Origin of the sequence: Serratia sp. L9 (assembly GCF_050632285.1) — a bacterium.
Taxonomy (GTDB): domain Bacteria; phylum Pseudomonadota; class Gammaproteobacteria; order Enterobacterales; family Enterobacteriaceae; genus Chania.
Genome location: NZ_CP192591.1, coordinates 5,588,464 through 5,604,428, shown reverse-complemented (window position 1 = coordinate 5,604,428; position 15,965 = coordinate 5,588,464). Strand labels below are relative to the sequence as shown.

At 49.1% G+C, this 15,965-nt stretch carries 14 protein-coding genes and 1 pseudogene; 2 read left to right on the top strand and 13 right to left on the bottom strand.

Translation table 11 applies throughout. The features are described 5' to 3' along the window. Window positions 1-46 precede the first annotated feature (46 nt). The 7 genes and pseudogenes from ACQ86O_RS26685 to ACQ86O_RS26655 form a co-directional block, all read right to left on the bottom strand. Window positions 47-401: pseudogene (locus ACQ86O_RS26685) on the bottom strand (YdiL family protein). Window positions 402-614: 213 nt separating this feature from the next. Then, on the bottom strand, window positions 615-1,766 hold the full coding sequence (locus ACQ86O_RS26680; RefSeq protein WP_431223571.1) for a sugar phosphate nucleotidyltransferase: 1,152 nt from the start codon (window positions 1,764-1,766) through the stop codon (window positions 615-617). Between the two features lie 18 nt (window positions 1,767-1,784). Beyond that, window positions 1,785-2,132 (bottom strand): STAS domain-containing protein, encoded by a 348-nt coding sequence (locus tag ACQ86O_RS26675; protein ID WP_431223570.1) that lies wholly within the window; start codon window positions 2,130-2,132, stop codon window positions 1,785-1,787. Window positions 2,133-2,425: 293 nt separating this feature from the next. After that, window positions 2,426-3,277 (bottom strand): fimbrial protein, encoded by an 852-nt coding sequence (locus tag ACQ86O_RS26670; protein WP_431223569.1) that lies wholly within the window; start codon window positions 3,275-3,277, stop codon window positions 2,426-2,428. Between the two features lie 279 nt (window positions 3,278-3,556). Then, a complete protein-coding gene (locus ACQ86O_RS26665; RefSeq protein ID WP_431223568.1) occupies window positions 3,557-4,294 on the bottom strand; it encodes a fimbrial biogenesis chaperone in 738 nt (245 codons plus the stop codon). A 171-nt stretch (window positions 4,295-4,465) separates the two neighbouring features. Further along, window positions 4,466-7,084, bottom strand: coding sequence for a fimbria/pilus outer membrane usher protein (locus ACQ86O_RS26660; protein ID WP_431223567.1), 2,619 nt, complete (start codon window positions 7,082-7,084; stop codon window positions 4,466-4,468). Between the two features lie 134 nt (window positions 7,085-7,218). Further along, window positions 7,219-7,749, bottom strand: coding sequence for a fimbrial protein (locus ACQ86O_RS26655; RefSeq protein WP_431223566.1), 531 nt, complete (start codon window positions 7,747-7,749; stop codon window positions 7,219-7,221). A 576-nt stretch (window positions 7,750-8,325) separates the two neighbouring features. Here ACQ86O_RS26655 and ACQ86O_RS26650 point away from each other — a divergent pair. Beyond that, entirely contained in the window at window positions 8,326-8,583 is a 258-nt protein-coding gene (locus tag ACQ86O_RS26650) for a hypothetical protein (protein WP_431223565.1), read from the top strand. 107 nt (window positions 8,584-8,690) lie between these two features. Further along, the gene (locus ACQ86O_RS26645) at window positions 8,691-9,266 is read left to right on the top strand and encodes a response regulator transcription factor (protein WP_431223564.1); all 576 of its coding nucleotides are present in this window, start codon (window positions 8,691-8,693) and stop codon (window positions 9,264-9,266) included. Between the two features lie 203 nt (window positions 9,267-9,469). On the opposite strand, the gene ACQ86O_RS26640 is transcribed toward ACQ86O_RS26645, so the two are convergent. From ACQ86O_RS26640 to ACQ86O_RS26615, 6 genes are all read right to left on the bottom strand, one after another. Next, the gene (locus tag ACQ86O_RS26640) at window positions 9,470-9,610 is read right to left on the bottom strand and encodes a hypothetical protein (protein WP_431223563.1); all 141 of its coding nucleotides are present in this window, start codon (window positions 9,608-9,610) and stop codon (window positions 9,470-9,472) included. Between the two features lie 162 nt (window positions 9,611-9,772). Continuing rightward, a complete protein-coding gene (locus ACQ86O_RS26635; protein ID WP_431223562.1) occupies window positions 9,773-12,286 on the bottom strand; it encodes a fimbria/pilus outer membrane usher protein in 2,514 nt (837 codons plus the stop codon). Window positions 12,287-12,292: 6 nt separating this feature from the next. Next, window positions 12,293-12,976, bottom strand: a complete 684-nt coding sequence (locus ACQ86O_RS26630) for a fimbrial biogenesis chaperone (RefSeq protein ID WP_431223561.1) — start codon at window positions 12,974-12,976, stop codon at window positions 12,293-12,295. 51 nt (window positions 12,977-13,027) lie between these two features. Beyond that, on the bottom strand, window positions 13,028-13,546 hold the full coding sequence (locus ACQ86O_RS26625; protein WP_431223560.1) for a fimbrial protein: 519 nt from the start codon (window positions 13,544-13,546) through the stop codon (window positions 13,028-13,030). 123 nt (window positions 13,547-13,669) lie between these two features. Further along, window positions 13,670-13,861 carry a LuxR C-terminal-related transcriptional regulator gene (locus ACQ86O_RS26620; RefSeq protein ID WP_431225837.1) on the bottom strand — a complete coding sequence of 64 codons (192 nt, stop codon included), beginning with the start codon at window positions 13,859-13,861 and terminating at the stop codon, window positions 13,670-13,672. An 859-nt stretch (window positions 13,862-14,720) separates the two neighbouring features. Then, the gene (locus ACQ86O_RS26615; RefSeq protein ID WP_431223559.1) at window positions 14,721-15,932 is read right to left on the bottom strand and encodes a response regulator; all 1,212 of its coding nucleotides are present in this window, start codon (window positions 15,930-15,932) and stop codon (window positions 14,721-14,723) included. Between the last annotated feature and the right edge of the window lie 33 nt (window positions 15,933-15,965).

Here is a 15,965-nt window from a genome sequence, read left to right as displayed (position 1 = left end):
GCTTGCTTTCCCTGCCGTGGTGTTACTGGTCAGCCTCATCAGTTACTTAACATAATCTTTCCAGATCATAAGCATAAAGCTCCGCAGCGACGGACTGATAAACTTTCCATTCCAGATAGTCGCCCTGGTTGTAGATTGCCAGATAGGACGCATAATCAGGAAAAAATCGCATAGTATTATTCCCGATACGATTGTTGATTTTGTCGATGATCGCGTTGATATGCGCTTTTCTTTTGCCAATCATTTGCGTGAAGGTGGCAACAATAGTGGCCGGTATTTCGCGCTCACCACTTTCCCATTGATGCCATACTGCAACATTGCCATCATGCGATATAAAATTCGCACTTTCTTCGACGGTCATAAAAAAGCTGACGCAGTGCCTGCAGTTCTAAATGATTCATAATTAGCAGCCCAACGTAGAAAACCATGAAGAATAAATACCATTATTGAGTATTTTTCGTCTTGAACATTGTCACAAGATCTTGTGCAATATTATTTGTTAGCGGCGTGTGAATATATTGCCGCGTTTTGGTGTTTTGAGGGGCGTAATTGTAAATGTATCTGGAGCTAGCCCGCCTGTTTGTTGTCAGGCGGGCTTTGGGCATGCAATTTAACTATTTGGGCAGGAACTCATTAAACAAGGATTTTTCCGCGGTAATAATGTCGGTGCGCCGCTTATCATCAATCAGCCAATTCAGGCCGGCTTCAGACAGATCGATCGCAGTACCGTCAGGAGAAATGACCTTACCGGCAAAAATCATCTGTTGGTACAAGCTGGCAATACCGCCCACCCGGGTATAATCGGCAATAAAGCTTTGATCGATCACCGCTCCTTGCTCCAATACGCAACCTGCGCCAATCATCGCTGGCCCCCGGATGGTCACGCCGGGCTGTATTTCGCTACTGCTGCCGATATAGACCGGCCCTTCAATATCCAGGTTGGCAAAATCAGCTTTGACATTCAGGCCACACCAGATTTGTGGTGCAACCTGGATCCCCGGCATTGGGTAATCAGGCAATTCCTGATTGAGGATCATACGGTTAACCTGCCAGAAATCCTGCAATGAGCCAATATCGACCCACTGGAATGGCAAGGCGATGCCGTAGAAAGGAACGCCCAGTTCGGCAAGCTTAGGGAATAACTGGCTGCCAATATCGTATTCAACGCCGTCGGGAATATAATCGAAAATCTCTGGCTCAAAGACATAGATCCCGGTATTGGCATCGTTTGACAGGGCGTCTTCTGCTTTGGGTTTTTCCTGGAACTTGCTGACCCGCCCTTGATCATCGGTGACCACAATCCCATACTTGCTGACCTGATCGTTGGGAACCGGGCGCATAATCAGGGTAGCGACGCTTTTCCTTGCGCGGTGGAAAGCCAACACCTGGTCGAAGTCCACATCAATTAATGCATCACCACACACCACGACAAAGGTGTCATCAAAGAAGCCCGAGAAATTCTGGATATGCTTCATGCCGCCGGCAGAACCGAGCACATTATCGACGAAGGTATTACCCTCCATCACCCCTTCATAGGAGTAGCCCATTTCGACTCCCCAGGCATGGCCGTCGCGGAAATAATTCTCTATATCCCCGGACAGATAGCTGGTATTAACCATTAATTGGTTGAATCCATAATTTCTTAAATGTTCGACAATCGACTCCATAATGGGTTTACGGATTAAGGGGATCATCGGTTTTGGCAGTATGGTGGTAAGGGGCCTGGCTCTGGTTCCTTTTCCTGCAGCAAGGATCATGGCTTTCATAATGGATATTCCTTGTGATCAAGGTCCTACTGAGGACATTTGTTGTAATGTGCTGCTTTGATCTGCGCCGATGGTAAATATTTTATCCATTCGGGTTAGCTTGAACATGCCGTGGATATTGCTGTTCAGTGAACAAAGCGCCAATTCACCTTTCCCATTGAGGGATTTCAACAGAGAGACCAGGGCACCTAAGCCGCTGCTATCAATAAAGTCTACCTGGCTAAAGTCCAATAAAATCTTGTGCGCACCCTGCGAAATCATGGTCTGCAAATCTTCTTTGAATTGAGAAGAGACCGAAGCATCTAGCCGTCTGTCCAGGGGAGTGATGACCAACACGTTGCCAACTGTCTGGGTTTCAAAATTCATTGTTTTTTCCTTACGCCGAAAAACATGATGCCTTTGGCAATCAATAACGGTTTTAAGCGTAGCACAGAGTTTTGGCCTTTCAATTTGGAGGGGCGGCGGGAAGGAGAGGCTGTTTTTAGAGGGTTACTGACGTTGTACCTGGCAGCCTCGATATGTCATCCAATAATCTCCGTCTTTAATTTTTTATCCTTAACAACGTACAGTGCCAAAAATTCTGCTTATTACTGAGGGAAATAACCTAAAAAATTCGATTGGTTATTATCCCAATTGGCTCTGATCTTACCTTTACACTGTCACTGATAAGAAAATGTGACAGTGGCTCTCGCTTTCACACTGCCCGCCACCAGGGTTGGCTCCGTTTGTAGGTATCGGGCCTTTAGCGGGATGGTGAAGGGTTCATTATCCATACTGCCTGCGGTTCCGATGTACCACTGATTAGTGTTGCCCGGCGCAGAGGAATCAGGGCCGAAAGAGATCGGTGTATCGTTGCGCAGTATCTGTACACCTACGCCAGAAGCCGTAGCGCCACTGCCCATCGTGAGAATGTTACCGGTATTGGCAGGATTTGTGCCATCAGTCATTGTGGCATGCAGCTTGACACCGCTATCGCAGATGGTCGTCAGTGAGAAATTGTATCCGGGGCCTGCTGAGGAACCAACGCCAGAGAACTGGTTTTTGCCGACAGGTGACAGCGGTACATTCCGAGTTGTGGCACCGCTCATCTGACAGGTTTTGGCGGTAATGGTTATCGTAGTGGCCTTGAGTATCAGCTCGCTGGCATCGGTTGGCATACTTGATCCATTTGCATAGACGCGAAGCAAAGGCTGTTCAGCGATGTGATAAACACCAGAGGTCAATCGTCCAGTAACGATAAACTTGGTCTGAATGGCTATCCCCATGCCCCGGGAAGGGACGGGGTTTGCCGGGAAGATAGCGACTGAGGTCACCGGGGTATAGTGTGTCGCCGACATCGCTTTTATGCCGATGATAATACCAATACCTGGCACGCTGGTGGAAAATACCGAATAGGTGACCCCTCCCTCAGTATAGGTCGAGACAGGAGTTGCCCCACTTATCGTCAGTAATGCAATACCATTGATAATAAGGCAGGTGCTATCCCCGGTTATAAAATTAGGACTGACCATGCTGCCCCCCAGCCACTACCGATAGGTTGGCCGACGGTAGGGCCATCAGAACCGCCATCAAAAACCATCGGAGGAATTGTGATGGAAATTGGGGGGTAGGATCACAGATATACCCATCTGCCCGCGAATCGCCCACTATTGCCAGCGCCCCGGAGCACAGCAACAGCGTGTTCAGCCAAAGGCGTGAGAGTTTCTTCTTTACCATTTTATTTTTCATCATTTCTTCCTGGTCTCATTCGAGTTTGGTTCCCCGCAGGCCTGGGCCGCAAGGCAGATTTGTCAGAGTGTCAACGGGGTGGTTTGCTCAACGGCGGCACCGTAATCATTAACCCAGGTATAATTCACGCTGGCTGGTCCTGCTGGCAGCGTGGCAGCCCCTTTCAAGTGGATATCTTGTGTGCTGAACGGTGCCAGAGTGGCGACATCGTCCGCTTTGAGGCGGGCGTTGCCACTTTTCAGTGCAACCGTGGCCAGAGAGACGTTGTAAGGGCTGTTATTTTGCACTTTCAGCGTGATACGGCCTTTGACGGGAGTTCCTCTTGACCAGGAAAGAGATTCTGCCGCTTTGATCGGGTCGCCAACCAACCCCTCGGGCCGATAGAACAACTTGATGCGCGAACGGTAGGCCACTTGCATCACGTTGGCATCGGCGTCTTTTGGCAAAGGGGGAACATCCAGCAGGTTAAACCAGAACAGCGATTCCCGGTCTTTAGGGAGCGCTTCACCCGTAAAGACCACGCGGAAGGCCTGACCCTTGCTCGGCTCAATACGCACGAGTGGGGGCGTCAACAGGAAAGGCGCGTTGGCATCATCGGCGCGGGTTTTGGCATTGCCGCGATCGACCCAGACCTGCACCAGCGAAGGTTCTTTGCCCATGTTAGTGGTTTTGACGGTGATCTCCCGCTCATTGGCGGGATAAACCAGCCGCGTTCCCGTGATCACCACGTTGGCGTTCGCCTGAAATATCCAGGTACCTAACAAGGCGACAAGAAGGGTAATGGTGCGTGATTTGTTCATGGTTGTGTGCTCTCAAATAGGCATAGAGGAGTGTCATTGCTGTCAATCCCCTCGGTTAAGTTGGGTTAAAGATAAGAAAATTGGGCATCCCCGGCGCAGGGGGCGTTGGCTCAACCCTGCCTGGAACGTATTTCATTGCTCAAGGTGCCGGGTAAAACCGGGCATTTGGGATTATGGCATCACGCATTGCGCTGCCACCTTCGGGTAACCCTGCAACTTGGCCGTGTCGACGGGAAGGTGATAAAGCAGCGTACAGCGTTGATCCTTCTCCGCTCCCCACTTCACCACCAGTCTCCCTTGGGGATCCAACCCGCGTACAAAGATCAGATTGCCCTGGCCCACCATCGCCAGATACTGCCCCTTGTCATCCAGCACCTCGGCACCTACCGGGATCGGTTTGCCATCGGATCGGGTGGCCTGCAGCATCATCGGCACGCCGGTATCGGTCTCGTATTTCAGCAGAGTGATGGCTCCATAGCTGGGAACCACCTGCTGTGAACTGCCCAGAATTTCAACGTTCTGTGAGGTGCCTTTTGGGTCGAGAGCGATTTCGTTCCGGCGGTAAGGCATTAGCCCCGAGACTACCCCGTAACCGTTCTTCTGGATTGCTGCGCCGACATTGCCGCTGATGGCGGCGCCTTCTGCACCTTTAGCCTGCAATACCGCCATGGTTTCACCCTGATATTGAGTCAGGTTGATCCCACCGGGGTGTGCGACCACACTGCCGCTCAGGCCAAGGTTCCACTGCCGGCTGCTATTGCCACTGCTGGCCCCGGCGTTCATAACGGCATAGGGGGAATTGTATTGTGCGTTGCCGCCTACCGAATTCGCACTGTGGCTGTCGGCGCGGTTGTTGCTGCCATAGGCGCTGTAACTGAGTTGATGGTAATCCCCCGCGGTGCCACTCAACGTGGTCTGGGCCGTGGTATTTTTGCTGTCACTGTAATTTAGCGACGTTGTCAGCATGGGGGCGCGTGTCTGATTGCCCAGGGGGATACTGATGCTGGCCAGGTATTGGGTATCTGACTGGCCCACCGACCCCATAGTCCGGCTGATACCGATATTGAAACTGCCCCAGCGGTAGCTGTTGCCATAACCTGCCTGGAAGGTGGTGGTCGTGCCCCCGCCGTTATGCCAATAGTTCTGTGCCGAACCGCTGAAGAACAGATTGCCATAACCTGGGGCCAGCGGTTGGTTGACGTTCAACTGATAGCGGTTGCGTGGCCGGGCAGACTCATAACGCCCAGCGGGTATACCGGGGATGGTGTCCATCCGATTAAAGCGGGGAGACTGGGTACTGTGTGCCTGGGCAAAGTCGCCGAAGCTCAGGAAACCCTCACTCGAGAACCGGTAGGCTGCCAGGGTAAAGTTGGTGCGCGTCTGGGGTAACATTTTGCTGTAGGTAGCCCGGTAACTTTGTCCCTGCATGTGGTCATCGATACCGCTGGTGTTGCTTTCCAGGCCCGCAGCCCATGACTGGGTAATGTCAAAAGCCAGGGCACCCAAATGGGTATTGAATGCCACGCCAGCCAGAAGCGACTGATACTGTTCGGCCATAATGCCGCCGGTATAACCGGTCACCAGGTTGGAGACCCCGTGCTGCCAAGTCCCCAGCAAAAATGTTGGGTTATTGTTGAGGTTGCTATCGCGGTAGCGACCGACCGTAACGTTGAAGCGCGAGACGCCCGGCCGCAACAGTTGGGGAACGGAAGCGTAGGCCTCAATAAAGGTTCTGGTCTGGCCGTCAGCTTCTGTTACGGTCACCACCAGATCGCCGGAGTAACCGGTGCTGTGAAGATCGTCGATGGCAAACGGGCCAGGAGGGACACTGGTCTGGTAGATCACATTATCGCCCTGGCGAACGGTGACCTTGGCGTTGGAGTTGGCGATCCCGCGTATCACGGGGGCAAAACTGTTCTCGGTATCTGGGTTCATGCGTGTATCACTGGCCAATTGCACGCCGGTGAAGGGCACGCTGTCAAACTGCTCCCCAGGGGTAAAATATTGCCCCAAGGTAAGCTGTGACCGTAGTGGCGCGATATTGCGCTGGATATAGGTGCTGATTGCCTCATAGTGGCCAGAGCCATTGCTGCCGTTGCCGTCAGTGCGGGTAAAGCTGCTGTTGTGGCGTAACCGCCAGCTACCCAGGTTAACCCCACTGTTAAAACCCCCAAAATATTGGGTGGAGTAGTTTGCATCCCGGGCCCGGTTACGGAAGGTATTGAGGTTGTAGCCGACAAAGCCGGCGGTGACGCCATGATCCCACAATTCTGGGGCGACTACGCCACGACGTGAACTGATAAAAGCCTGTGGCAAGGTGATATTCAGCATCAGCTCGCCGGTATTGGCGCTGGACTGGAACCCGGGGATAAACTTCTCGACCGCAAAGCACTTTTCGTTTTTCAATGCCTCCCGGGCCTGCGTTGCTTCAGGGAGCTTATTGACATTGAGCCCCCATTGCTGCACCTGCTCGGAGGTAAAGCAATAGTTAACCTGCGCTTCAGGGGCGGTATGGGTTACTGCAATTTCCTGGCGGCCAATCCATAACTCGTTGACGTAGACGTCGAAACGATAATGGCCGGGCGTCAGGGTATTCCCATTACTGAAGCGTGAGAGATCGGCGGCCTGGCCACTAAGGCCACGGAAAAAATCGGCAGCAAACTCTGCCTGTTCTGGGGCATCGTTCTCTGAGGCATAGGTTGAGGCACTGACGGCCATAGCCAACAGACTAAACATAAAGGGAGCACAACGATGATGGCGGGGAGATATGCTGAAGAGGCCAGCGAACATGGTATTTCTCCTGTAATCCATGGCGGTCAGGGGAAGAGCCCCATAAACCTAAATTCCGTTTTTTTCAGGGCACCGATAGTTGATGCCCTCAAAAAAGGGAGGGGGATACCGTTACACAGGTATCCCTGGTTCAATTAGTTGTAATTAATGGAGAATTCAACGTGTGAGGCGACTTGGCCAGCGTTCGCGTTGCCATTTTTGGAGAAGTATTGTGCGTAGAACTGCAAAGTGCCGGCTTCGGCAGTAATAGGGGTGGTTACAGTGTCTGTTGCCAGGTTAATCACCCCGCCAGTCGCATTCAGCAACTGAACTTCAACGTTGCTGGCCGGGTTGGTGATCGCCAGGTTTTTCATATTGCCGTCAGCGCTGATATTCGGGCCATTTTCAAACGTGGCGGTGGCACCGGTGGTCCCGGCATCACATTCCGACAGTTGGAAATTGACTGGAACGCGGCCAGACCAAGAGCCAGCAGCGGTCAATGAAGACTTGGAGAGGGTTGGCAGCGTTACGTTTTTGATAGCCGGGCTGGCGTCACCGTTAATCAGACACGTGCTTTCAGTCAGTTCGCCAGTGATATTGATTTGCGCATCATAAGCCAGGGCGTTGCCGGAGAGGCCAGCCAGGATCAGAGAAGCTAACGTGGTTTTGAGAGAGACTGCTTTCATGACTATATTCCTTGTTTTTTTACAGAAGATAAACTGACACAACATAACCCTTTGTTGTGTTTTCCTTTTTAAATAGATTTAACTTGAACACGTACCACTCATTTTAAAAAATCTAATGAAAACACTTCGTTGCTTTGCTTTCTAGAGGTTTTTTGTTTTTTGAATATAACAACAAAAGAGAATGTTCTTAGTGTGGTTTATAATTTAAACTAAGATTTTTCTATTGGTGTTTTTCGAGGTGAAATTATTGCTTTAAAAATTTTTTTTAAAAGTTATTTCCAGGGTTAAATCAAATTTCACAATAAAACCTCGCCGTATACCTTCTCAACGCAATATCGCGACTTTTTAACATAATGAGCATTGGCTTTTTGGTTGATTATTCTGTTTGCTAATCATTTTCCGATCATATTGATCGTTTGCATTATTATTTTGGACATATTAACTTGATTGAGATGCGGTGAGGTCGGTATACCAGATATTTAACTTTAGCCAAGTGAGTGTCGATTTCAACATCGCTTTTTGACCATCACCTCGCCTAATATTCTGAATGTATAGCAATAGCAAGGATGATAAATTATGACTATTCAACAAGATAGCCAGGATAATCTTGCAAGGGTCCTGGTTGCGTTGCAGGTGTTGAGCAACACGAATTGTTCTGGTGCAACCGTGCCACCTCAGGCAGAGTGGCCTACAACTCGTCAGATCGCTAATTTCTGCGACATTAACATTTATGATTCACGGCGCTATTTGATGAAGTTAGTGAAGGATAAAAAAGCGTGGGTTTCATCTAGGCAGATAAGTAATAGTCTTCACTGGTTTATTATTGGATCTTAGCCTGCTTGTTAATATTTTGATATTTGTTGTGAGAATAATCCTATTGCAGGTTTCTGCGATGCTTAACCTTATGGCACGCTTGAAAATATCGAGGTTAAAGTTACCAAATGAAAAAACCCATCGTTATTGTTTTATGGGACAGCAACCTGTTTTTTCTACAGGCTATGAAAATTATTATAAAACAATATTTTTATTCCAGAGGTATTCCCACTATTTTCAAGTCAATTAATGACACAAAATTTGCCGATCTGGTGGTTACAACCTCGTTACCTCAGCGGCACGGGCAGGAAAGGTGCGGGAGCATCGTTATACGGAAAAATATAGGGGAAGAAGCCTACCTGCAGCAAGAGATCAGCTTAAAAGAACAACCCAAGGCTATTGAACATCAGTTGGATAAACTGTTTATGTGCTCTAGCGAAGGTATGGGCCTTATTGCTCAACCTCACCCCCAGGCAATCACCCGGCGTGAGTTGGAGGTTCTAAAGGGGATAGCCGTTGAATTATCCCCAATGCAAATAGCCAGGCAATTGAATATAAGCCGCAAGACGGTGAGCAGCCATAAGTATACCGCCATGCGCAAGTTGGGGTTCAGCCGTACCCATGATTTATATCACTGGCTCCTACAGGGGGGTTGTCAATGGAAGGAGAGCTGTGTAAGGCTTGTTCCATCACCGAACCGGTGAGGTGAAGCATTGACAACGAAACCTCCCGTACCTTCACCGCTGAATGTATCGCCGGTCATAGCCGCCATTTTTGTGACACTTCCCCAGTCTGATTGTTGACGTTCCCGAGCCACTCAATGTCCTGGGTATTTTAAGGGAACGCCCGCTATCGGCTAGTCATCCTTCAGGATGAGGGTCGCTACAGTTACGCGTTGGCTCTGGTATTAATCGCAATAGGGCATTGTTTGGCAGCGCCAGCGCTGCAACCGTTCCCCCTGAACGGTATCAAAGCCTGGCTCCTGCGCCGTTTTATTATCGGTGGCCCCTCCCGCGCCGCTCAGGTTGCCGGCGATCCCGGTGCTCAATCACTGCACCGACCGGCCAATCACGGGAAATAGTGATATCAGCCAGCGGTCGCGTGGTGACAGTCATGTCGGTTGCACAATTCCACGTTTTGCTGCCTGTGAAAACAGGGCAAACGGCAGCAGAAACAAGCTTAAAAAATGGAACGTATAATTTTCTCCCAACTAGTTGCATACCGCAGTGATATTGGCGATCGGATCTGCCGTATCGCCAATCTGATACGCCGCCTGGCAACTGCCATTTTCCCAACGAACACTGACCACGCCCTTGGCCGGTGCTCCGCTCAGCCATACTCGCGATTGATCGTTGACGATCCCTTCCACCGAAGTCTCTTTATTCATCAGACTCGCGGTCGCGCCGAACGGGATAGCCGCGTTTTTCAATTGCAGCATCAGCTTGTAGCCGGTGACCGTTGGGTAATCTGCCAGAACAAGTGCGCCTTTGGTTGGCACCACCGTGCGGCTGTCATTTAAAATATCGGTATTCTGCCCCAGCGACGCGGTATCCAGCGTCAGGGTATTCTTGCGATATGGGGTGACGGATGGCACCACGGCATAGCCTTTATCGTTGGTATAAATACCGGTGTTGTTCAGTACTTTGACATCACTGGCGTTGTCCGCCTTCACCAGCGCCATGGTTTCTCCCAGCGGTTGCGTCAACGACACGCCATAAGGATGCACTACCACGCCACCCATCGCGCCGACGGAAACCTGCTGGTTATCGCGCGAATAGCTGTAGCCCAACTGGTATTCGCCTTTTTTACCTTTGTAATTGGCGGCAGCATTGCCCATGACATCAGAGCCCCGGCTGTTATAGCCCTGTTGAACGTTCCAGCTCAGGTTATTATCGGCCAACGCCGTACCTGACAAGCCTACCGACGAGGTGGCGTCGCCCTGCTTAGTACTGCTGGCAGAAACATTTAACCAACTATTGGGCAGGAAGCGTGCGAACGGTATCTGTACGCTCAATGAAAGCACTTGATCGCTTTCGCTATACCATGGGGATCGGGAATAGCTGTAGTTAAGCCCATAGTTGATACCGTCAATGCTGGTGTTATAGCCCAGGTTGATGCTGCGCTCGGTATCACCACCCCAGTAGTCCTGCTGGTAGGCCGAGAGGTTGAGATTGCCCCAATCTCCCAGTCTTTGGTTGACGTTCATCTGCGTTTTACTGCGCTTGTTGCGCAGATAACGCCAGTCTTCCAGGGTGCCGGGTTCCCCTTTGTCGGGGAAATAACTTTCATTGATGTCGCCGTTGGCTTCTTTAAAATCATGAAAACCTGATGTCGAATAGCGATAACTCATCAAGGTGAAAGTGGTATCCGTCAACGCGATGTCTTTGGCATATTGCATGCGCAGGGAAACCCCTTGGTCCGTTTTACCTGGCAGTTGCGTACGTGCCCAAGTGGTATCGAACGACAACGAACCGAGGCTACCCAGCCCTTTGCCGATACCTAGCGCACCGGAAACATAATTCTCTGAATAGGTTGCTCCGCCATACAGCGTGCTCGCCCATGGCAAACCATAACTGGCAGTGGCTTGCACAAAATTGGGTTCTTTGTCGTTACTGTTCGACGAACGGTACTTGCCCGCCGCCAGCGAGTATTTAAACTGCCCCTCACGTTGCATGATTGGCACCGCCGAAAACGGCTGTATAAACTGCCGCTCTGTGCCATCCGCTTCACGGATCGTGACCGTCAGATCGCCACTGGACGCGGTAGGATAAAGATCGTCGATGGCAAATGGCCCTGGCGGGACATAGGATTGCCAAATAATGTTGCCGCTCTGGCGGATCGTGACCTGCGCATTGCTTTGGGCTATGCCGCGTACCACCGGGGCAAAACCGCGCAGGCTCTCTGGTAACATACCTTCGTCGGACCAAAGCTGCATACCCCGAAAGCCAAAGCTGTCAAAAATCGCGGCTGGTGTATAACTATCGCCGATACTCAGCTGGCTTCTCAGCGTTTTGATATCGCGCTGTAGCGACGAACTGATGGTATTCCACTCATTACTCTTGTCGTTGTTGCTGTAGGTCGAGTTATTACGTAAACGCCATGGCCCAAAGTTGATGCCGCTTTGCAGGTTCAGGAAGCTGTTGGTGGTGTCACCGGTATTCCCTTTGGCGCTGGCCCCGGAAAAATTGTAATTCAGGAACATCATGTTCAGGCCATCATCCCATTCTTCGGGAGAGACCGCGCCCCGCGCAGTACGCTGGACAAACTCTTGTGGCACAGAAATTTCCAGCCGCAGGCTTTCAAATTTAAACACCGTCTGGCTGTCTGGCAATACGGCGGCCAAGTCCAATATCTTATCGCTATCCTTCATTTCCATCAGGGCAGGTTGGGCACTGGCCATTACGCCCCATTTAATAAAATCACCCTTGGTTAATTCAGGTTGTAAATGACCTCCATTATCAACAAATTGAATCTTACGCTCTTCGACGCGAGTCCCGTTCAGATACACTTCCACAGGGTAAGTTCCTGGTGCCTGGCCACCAGATTGGCTGAAGCTGGAAATATCAATCTCACGAGGCACACTGCCACGAGTCTCAATAAAATCCGGAGAGAAATAATCCTCAGCTCGCAATGAAGAGGGATTCAATAAAATAACAATCACTGTTGCCAATGAACTGAGCTTAAACGTTGTCGATAAATTTCTTACTGAGTTAACCTGATGCATCTTCTATTAAGCCTGAGTTTTTGATTTATGTTCTTTCGTAATCCCTCCGAAATCGTTAATGGCCCGCCAGATAATTTCGCTTCCTACTGAAGCTGGGTTGGCTAAAGGAACATCTTGGTAAGGGAGGACCATGGTCGGTTTTTCAATCGCTTTGCCGTTAATCTTCACATCAAAAAGAGATACGGTGAACGGAGTCGGATTTTTAACCATTAACTTGCCGTTCTTGCTGGAAAACTGTAACTGCTGATAAGCTAATGACGGATCGCCTTTTAATTCTGCAGGGCGATAAATAAGCTTCATTTTACTTTTCACGGCAATCAGTAAATCATTTTTCGCATCCGGTGATGATGTTGGAATTGATTTAATGTTCAGCCAGTAAATCGATTCCCTATCCTTGGGTAAACCTTTTTCATTCAACACCACGCGTACCGAGTTTTGGGTGCCAGGTTCTAGTCGAAACAACGGCGGTGTGGTAATAAAAGTGCTGTCGTTATCATCGTGCTGATCGCTTTTACTTACCCATGACTGAACAAGATAAGGTTTGCTGTCAGGGTTGTTGACACTAATGGATGCCTGGCTGCTTTTACTATCGTAAATTAACCGGGTACCACCGATTTCGACACCACTTATCGCACTGCCAGAAATAAATAATCCTGCAAAAATCAGTTTCTTAAAGAGAGGGTTAAACATTAAATAATCCTGATATGAAAGATACGGGGCTGCGAATAGCCCCGAACTTGATTACTGATAAACAACGGTAAAGGAAGCGGTTGCATTCGCCGTACCTGGCCCGACTGACCCGGTTGCCATATATTTGGCGAAGTAGGTCAGGGTATTGGTCGCATCAGACTCCAGATCCACCGAAGCGGAAGACGCACCCAGTGGGATCAGGGTATTGCTGTCCTGCTCATAAATGGCCACGCCCACGTTGTTGGCCGTAGCCCCGGAGTTCAGCGCCAGGATCGAAGAGTTGCTGGTATCGGTGTTACCATCAAAACGCACTGCCGCGCTTGATACGCTCTCTGGGCAAGAATTCAACAGGATATTAAAGCGTTTGGCTGCAGCAGTAGCGCCGTTGCCAGCACTGAATGCGCCTACGGAGATTGTTCCAAGGTCAACGGTCTGCGTTGCGGAAGAAACATCAACCACGCAGGCAGTATCGGTAATATTACCGGTGAAGTTAATAACGCCGTCAGCAGCCATCGCTGTTTGAGTTGCAGACAGAGCCATAATCGCAGAAATAATTGCAATCTTTTTCATAAAATTTTCCATTGGGTTGTTAGGTTTACTACGTTATTGTTGAGGTAATTACAATATCAGTGCTGCGATTAGCTCTAAATATCTACGCCTCTCCACTTGTTAATATTCTACCTGAGCCAGTACTTACAGTGTTGACTCCTGCAGAACATCATCTTCTTCTTGCCTTTTGTTTTCTCTATTAAATATCTTGCGATAAAGAGAAACTCGGTTCTCTATTCCAAGCTTTAGCATGATATTCCTACGGTGGGTGTAGAACGTTTTTGTTCGTACCCCCATTTTTTCCGTAATGATAGGGGTGGGTATCCCCTCCTGCATATAGCTAAGAATTTCTTGCTCTCTATTTGAAAGCTGAAATTTAATCTGATATTGGTATTGAGAGTTCTTCGTCATCATAAATGAGAGAATTTCGTTCAGTTTGCTTCTCTTATCTATAAAGGAAATGTTTTCTATGTTCTTCAATGCATAGTAGTCAAGATCGTTGGAAATAAAGGCGATAACGCGTTTTTTTCAACAAACTTGAAATATATATTGCTAAGTTCAACCGAGTCGATATCGATGATGTAATAATACTCATCGATTAACTCCGGCGTTAACAATGCGCAAATTCCTACCGCAAAGAAGTAGTTATCTGATAAAACAGATTTTGACGAATGCATAAAATTCCCTGTGTCGGCATTCCCTCTAGGTTAAGAAATTGTCTTTGCCGCCTGTGCTTTCCTATTTCAAATTTACATAAAATCAAAAAAGCTGGCATCAAAAAAATCACATGATTTACAGTGGCTGTTAAAATAGTTTATTTGTTCTTTTTTTATAAATTAATAAGAACAAAAAACCTATAAAATTAGCGATACAAGTATTTGTTTTGTTCTCTTTGAAAAAAGTAGCATAAATAACTTATATTCCAGATAGGCCAAACTTGGATATTATGACCCTTTTGATAGCCAAAACTTCTTACTCGGAAATTTCTTAGTTATCATTCTTACTGGAAGCTCTGTAGTTATCCCTTCGTTCAAGATGGGAGTATTCTTGCATTAACTCTGAGTTGTGAGAATTAGAGATGCCTTATTGTTATGACATCCCATTCCTACGCGTGTAGGAATAAGGGCGGTAGGGGTGTTTGATGAGGCGGGATAATAAGGATAATACCTTATTAAATAATACGGGGATAAGTTTATTACACCTCAAATTGCATAATGGCATCATCCAACTCTTCAAGCAATTGTTTCGTCCGCTTTAATTCAGCATGGGTGTTAGCGGCGTCAAATGCAGACAAAAGCTGCATTTCCAATGCTTCCACCTGTCTGTGCAGCCGATTGGCGCCCAGCAGTTGTGCCGTTCCGTTGATCCGGTGCAGATGGTGCTTCAATGCCGCGGTGTCGCCCTTGTCCAGGGCGCTGAAGGCCATACTTAAATCATGGCGGTTTTCTTTTTGCGCATCCTCAAGGGCATTTTTCATCAGCGCCCGGTTACCCATAGCCAACAGGGTAAGCTTGTTGAGGTCATAACTGCTGTTCTGCCATTTTTGGTGAAGGGTGTTTAATAACGACTCTAATTGTTGCAGGTTCAATGGTTTGAAAAGACAGGCGTTCATGCCTGCAGCAATACATTGCTGGTACTCGTGCGGCTGTGCGGAGGCGGTCAGCCCCCAAATCGTCATCTCATTATCCGTTTGCCGAATAGCTTTGGCTAAGGCTATACCGTCCATATCGGGCATATTGAGGTCGGTGATCAGCAGATCATAATGTTGATTCTGTAGGGCGTTTAACGCCTCAATGCCATTGTCGGCTTCATCGGCCTGCTCCCCAAGTGCCAACAACTGGCGTTGCAGCAATAACCGATTGGCTGGGTGATCGTCGACAATAAGGATCGCCAGCGGTTGCGATGATACACGGGGCGTGGCAACTGGCGATAATTCAGGTTCATCTTGCTCGTTAGAATCGAAATCTATTGCCACTATTAATCGCAGCGTGAATGTTGTCCCCTGTCCTGGTTGGCTCTGTAAGGCAATTTCCCCCATCAGGGAGAACAGATCCTTGCTGATCGCCAGTCCTAAACCGGAACCGCTTTGTCGATGGCCAGCGTCGGCCTGTATAAACGGCTTGAACAACAACCCTTGCTGCTGTGGCGAGATGCCAGGGCCTGTATCCTCAACGGTGATAATCAACTCTCTATGGCCCGCCGTTGCAGGCAGTGAAGCAGCAGTAACCGAGATGGTTCCCTGCTGGGTAAACTTGACTGCATTGCCGATCAGGTTGATGAGCACCTGGCCAAAGGGCTGAGGATCCAGCCAGAATCGGACGTTGCTTTCCAGCGAACTGCTCCAGCCAAGCGCCAATTCTTTCTGCGCAGCGATGCCTGTAAACAGGCTGACTTTTTCGTTAATCAAGGCGTTGACATCGACCCATTGCGCAATGATTTC

Bases quoted from the DNA above. Each gene is read 5' to 3' on its own strand.
- ACQ86O_RS26635 (WP_431223562.1), bottom strand. From the start codon at position 12,286: ATGCATCAGGTTAACTCAGTAAGAAATTTATCGACAACGTTTAAGCTC.
- ACQ86O_RS26620 (WP_431225837.1), bottom strand. From the start codon at position 13,861: ATGCAGGAGGGGATACCCACCCCTATCATTACGGAAAAAATGGGGGTA.
- ACQ86O_RS26680 (WP_431223571.1), bottom strand. From the start codon at position 1,766: ATGAAAGCCATGATCCTTGCTGCAGGAAAAGGAACCAGAGCCAGGCCC.
- ACQ86O_RS26670 (WP_431223569.1), bottom strand. From the start codon at position 3,277: ATGGTCAGTCCTAATTTTATAACCGGGGATAGCACCTGCCTTATTATC.
- ACQ86O_RS26665 (WP_431223568.1), bottom strand. From the start codon at position 4,294: ATGAACAAATCACGCACCATTACCCTTCTTGTCGCCTTGTTAGGTACC.
- ACQ86O_RS26675 (WP_431223570.1), bottom strand. From the start codon at position 2,132: ATGAATTTTGAAACCCAGACAGTTGGCAACGTGTTGGTCATCACTCCC.
- ACQ86O_RS26645 (WP_431223564.1), top strand. From the start codon at position 8,691: ATGAAAAAACCCATCGTTATTGTTTTATGGGACAGCAACCTGTTTTTT.
- ACQ86O_RS26660 (WP_431223567.1), bottom strand. From the start codon at position 7,084: ATGTTCGCTGGCCTCTTCAGCATATCTCCCCGCCATCATCGTTGTGCT.
- ACQ86O_RS26630 (WP_431223561.1), bottom strand. From the start codon at position 12,976: ATGTTTAACCCTCTCTTTAAGAAACTGATTTTTGCAGGATTATTTATT.
- ACQ86O_RS26655 (WP_431223566.1), bottom strand. From the start codon at position 7,749: ATGAAAGCAGTCTCTCTCAAAACCACGTTAGCTTCTCTGATCCTGGCT.
- ACQ86O_RS26650 (WP_431223565.1), top strand. From the start codon at position 8,326: ATGACTATTCAACAAGATAGCCAGGATAATCTTGCAAGGGTCCTGGTT.
- ACQ86O_RS26625 (WP_431223560.1), bottom strand. From the start codon at position 13,546: ATGAAAAAGATTGCAATTATTTCTGCGATTATGGCTCTGTCTGCAACT.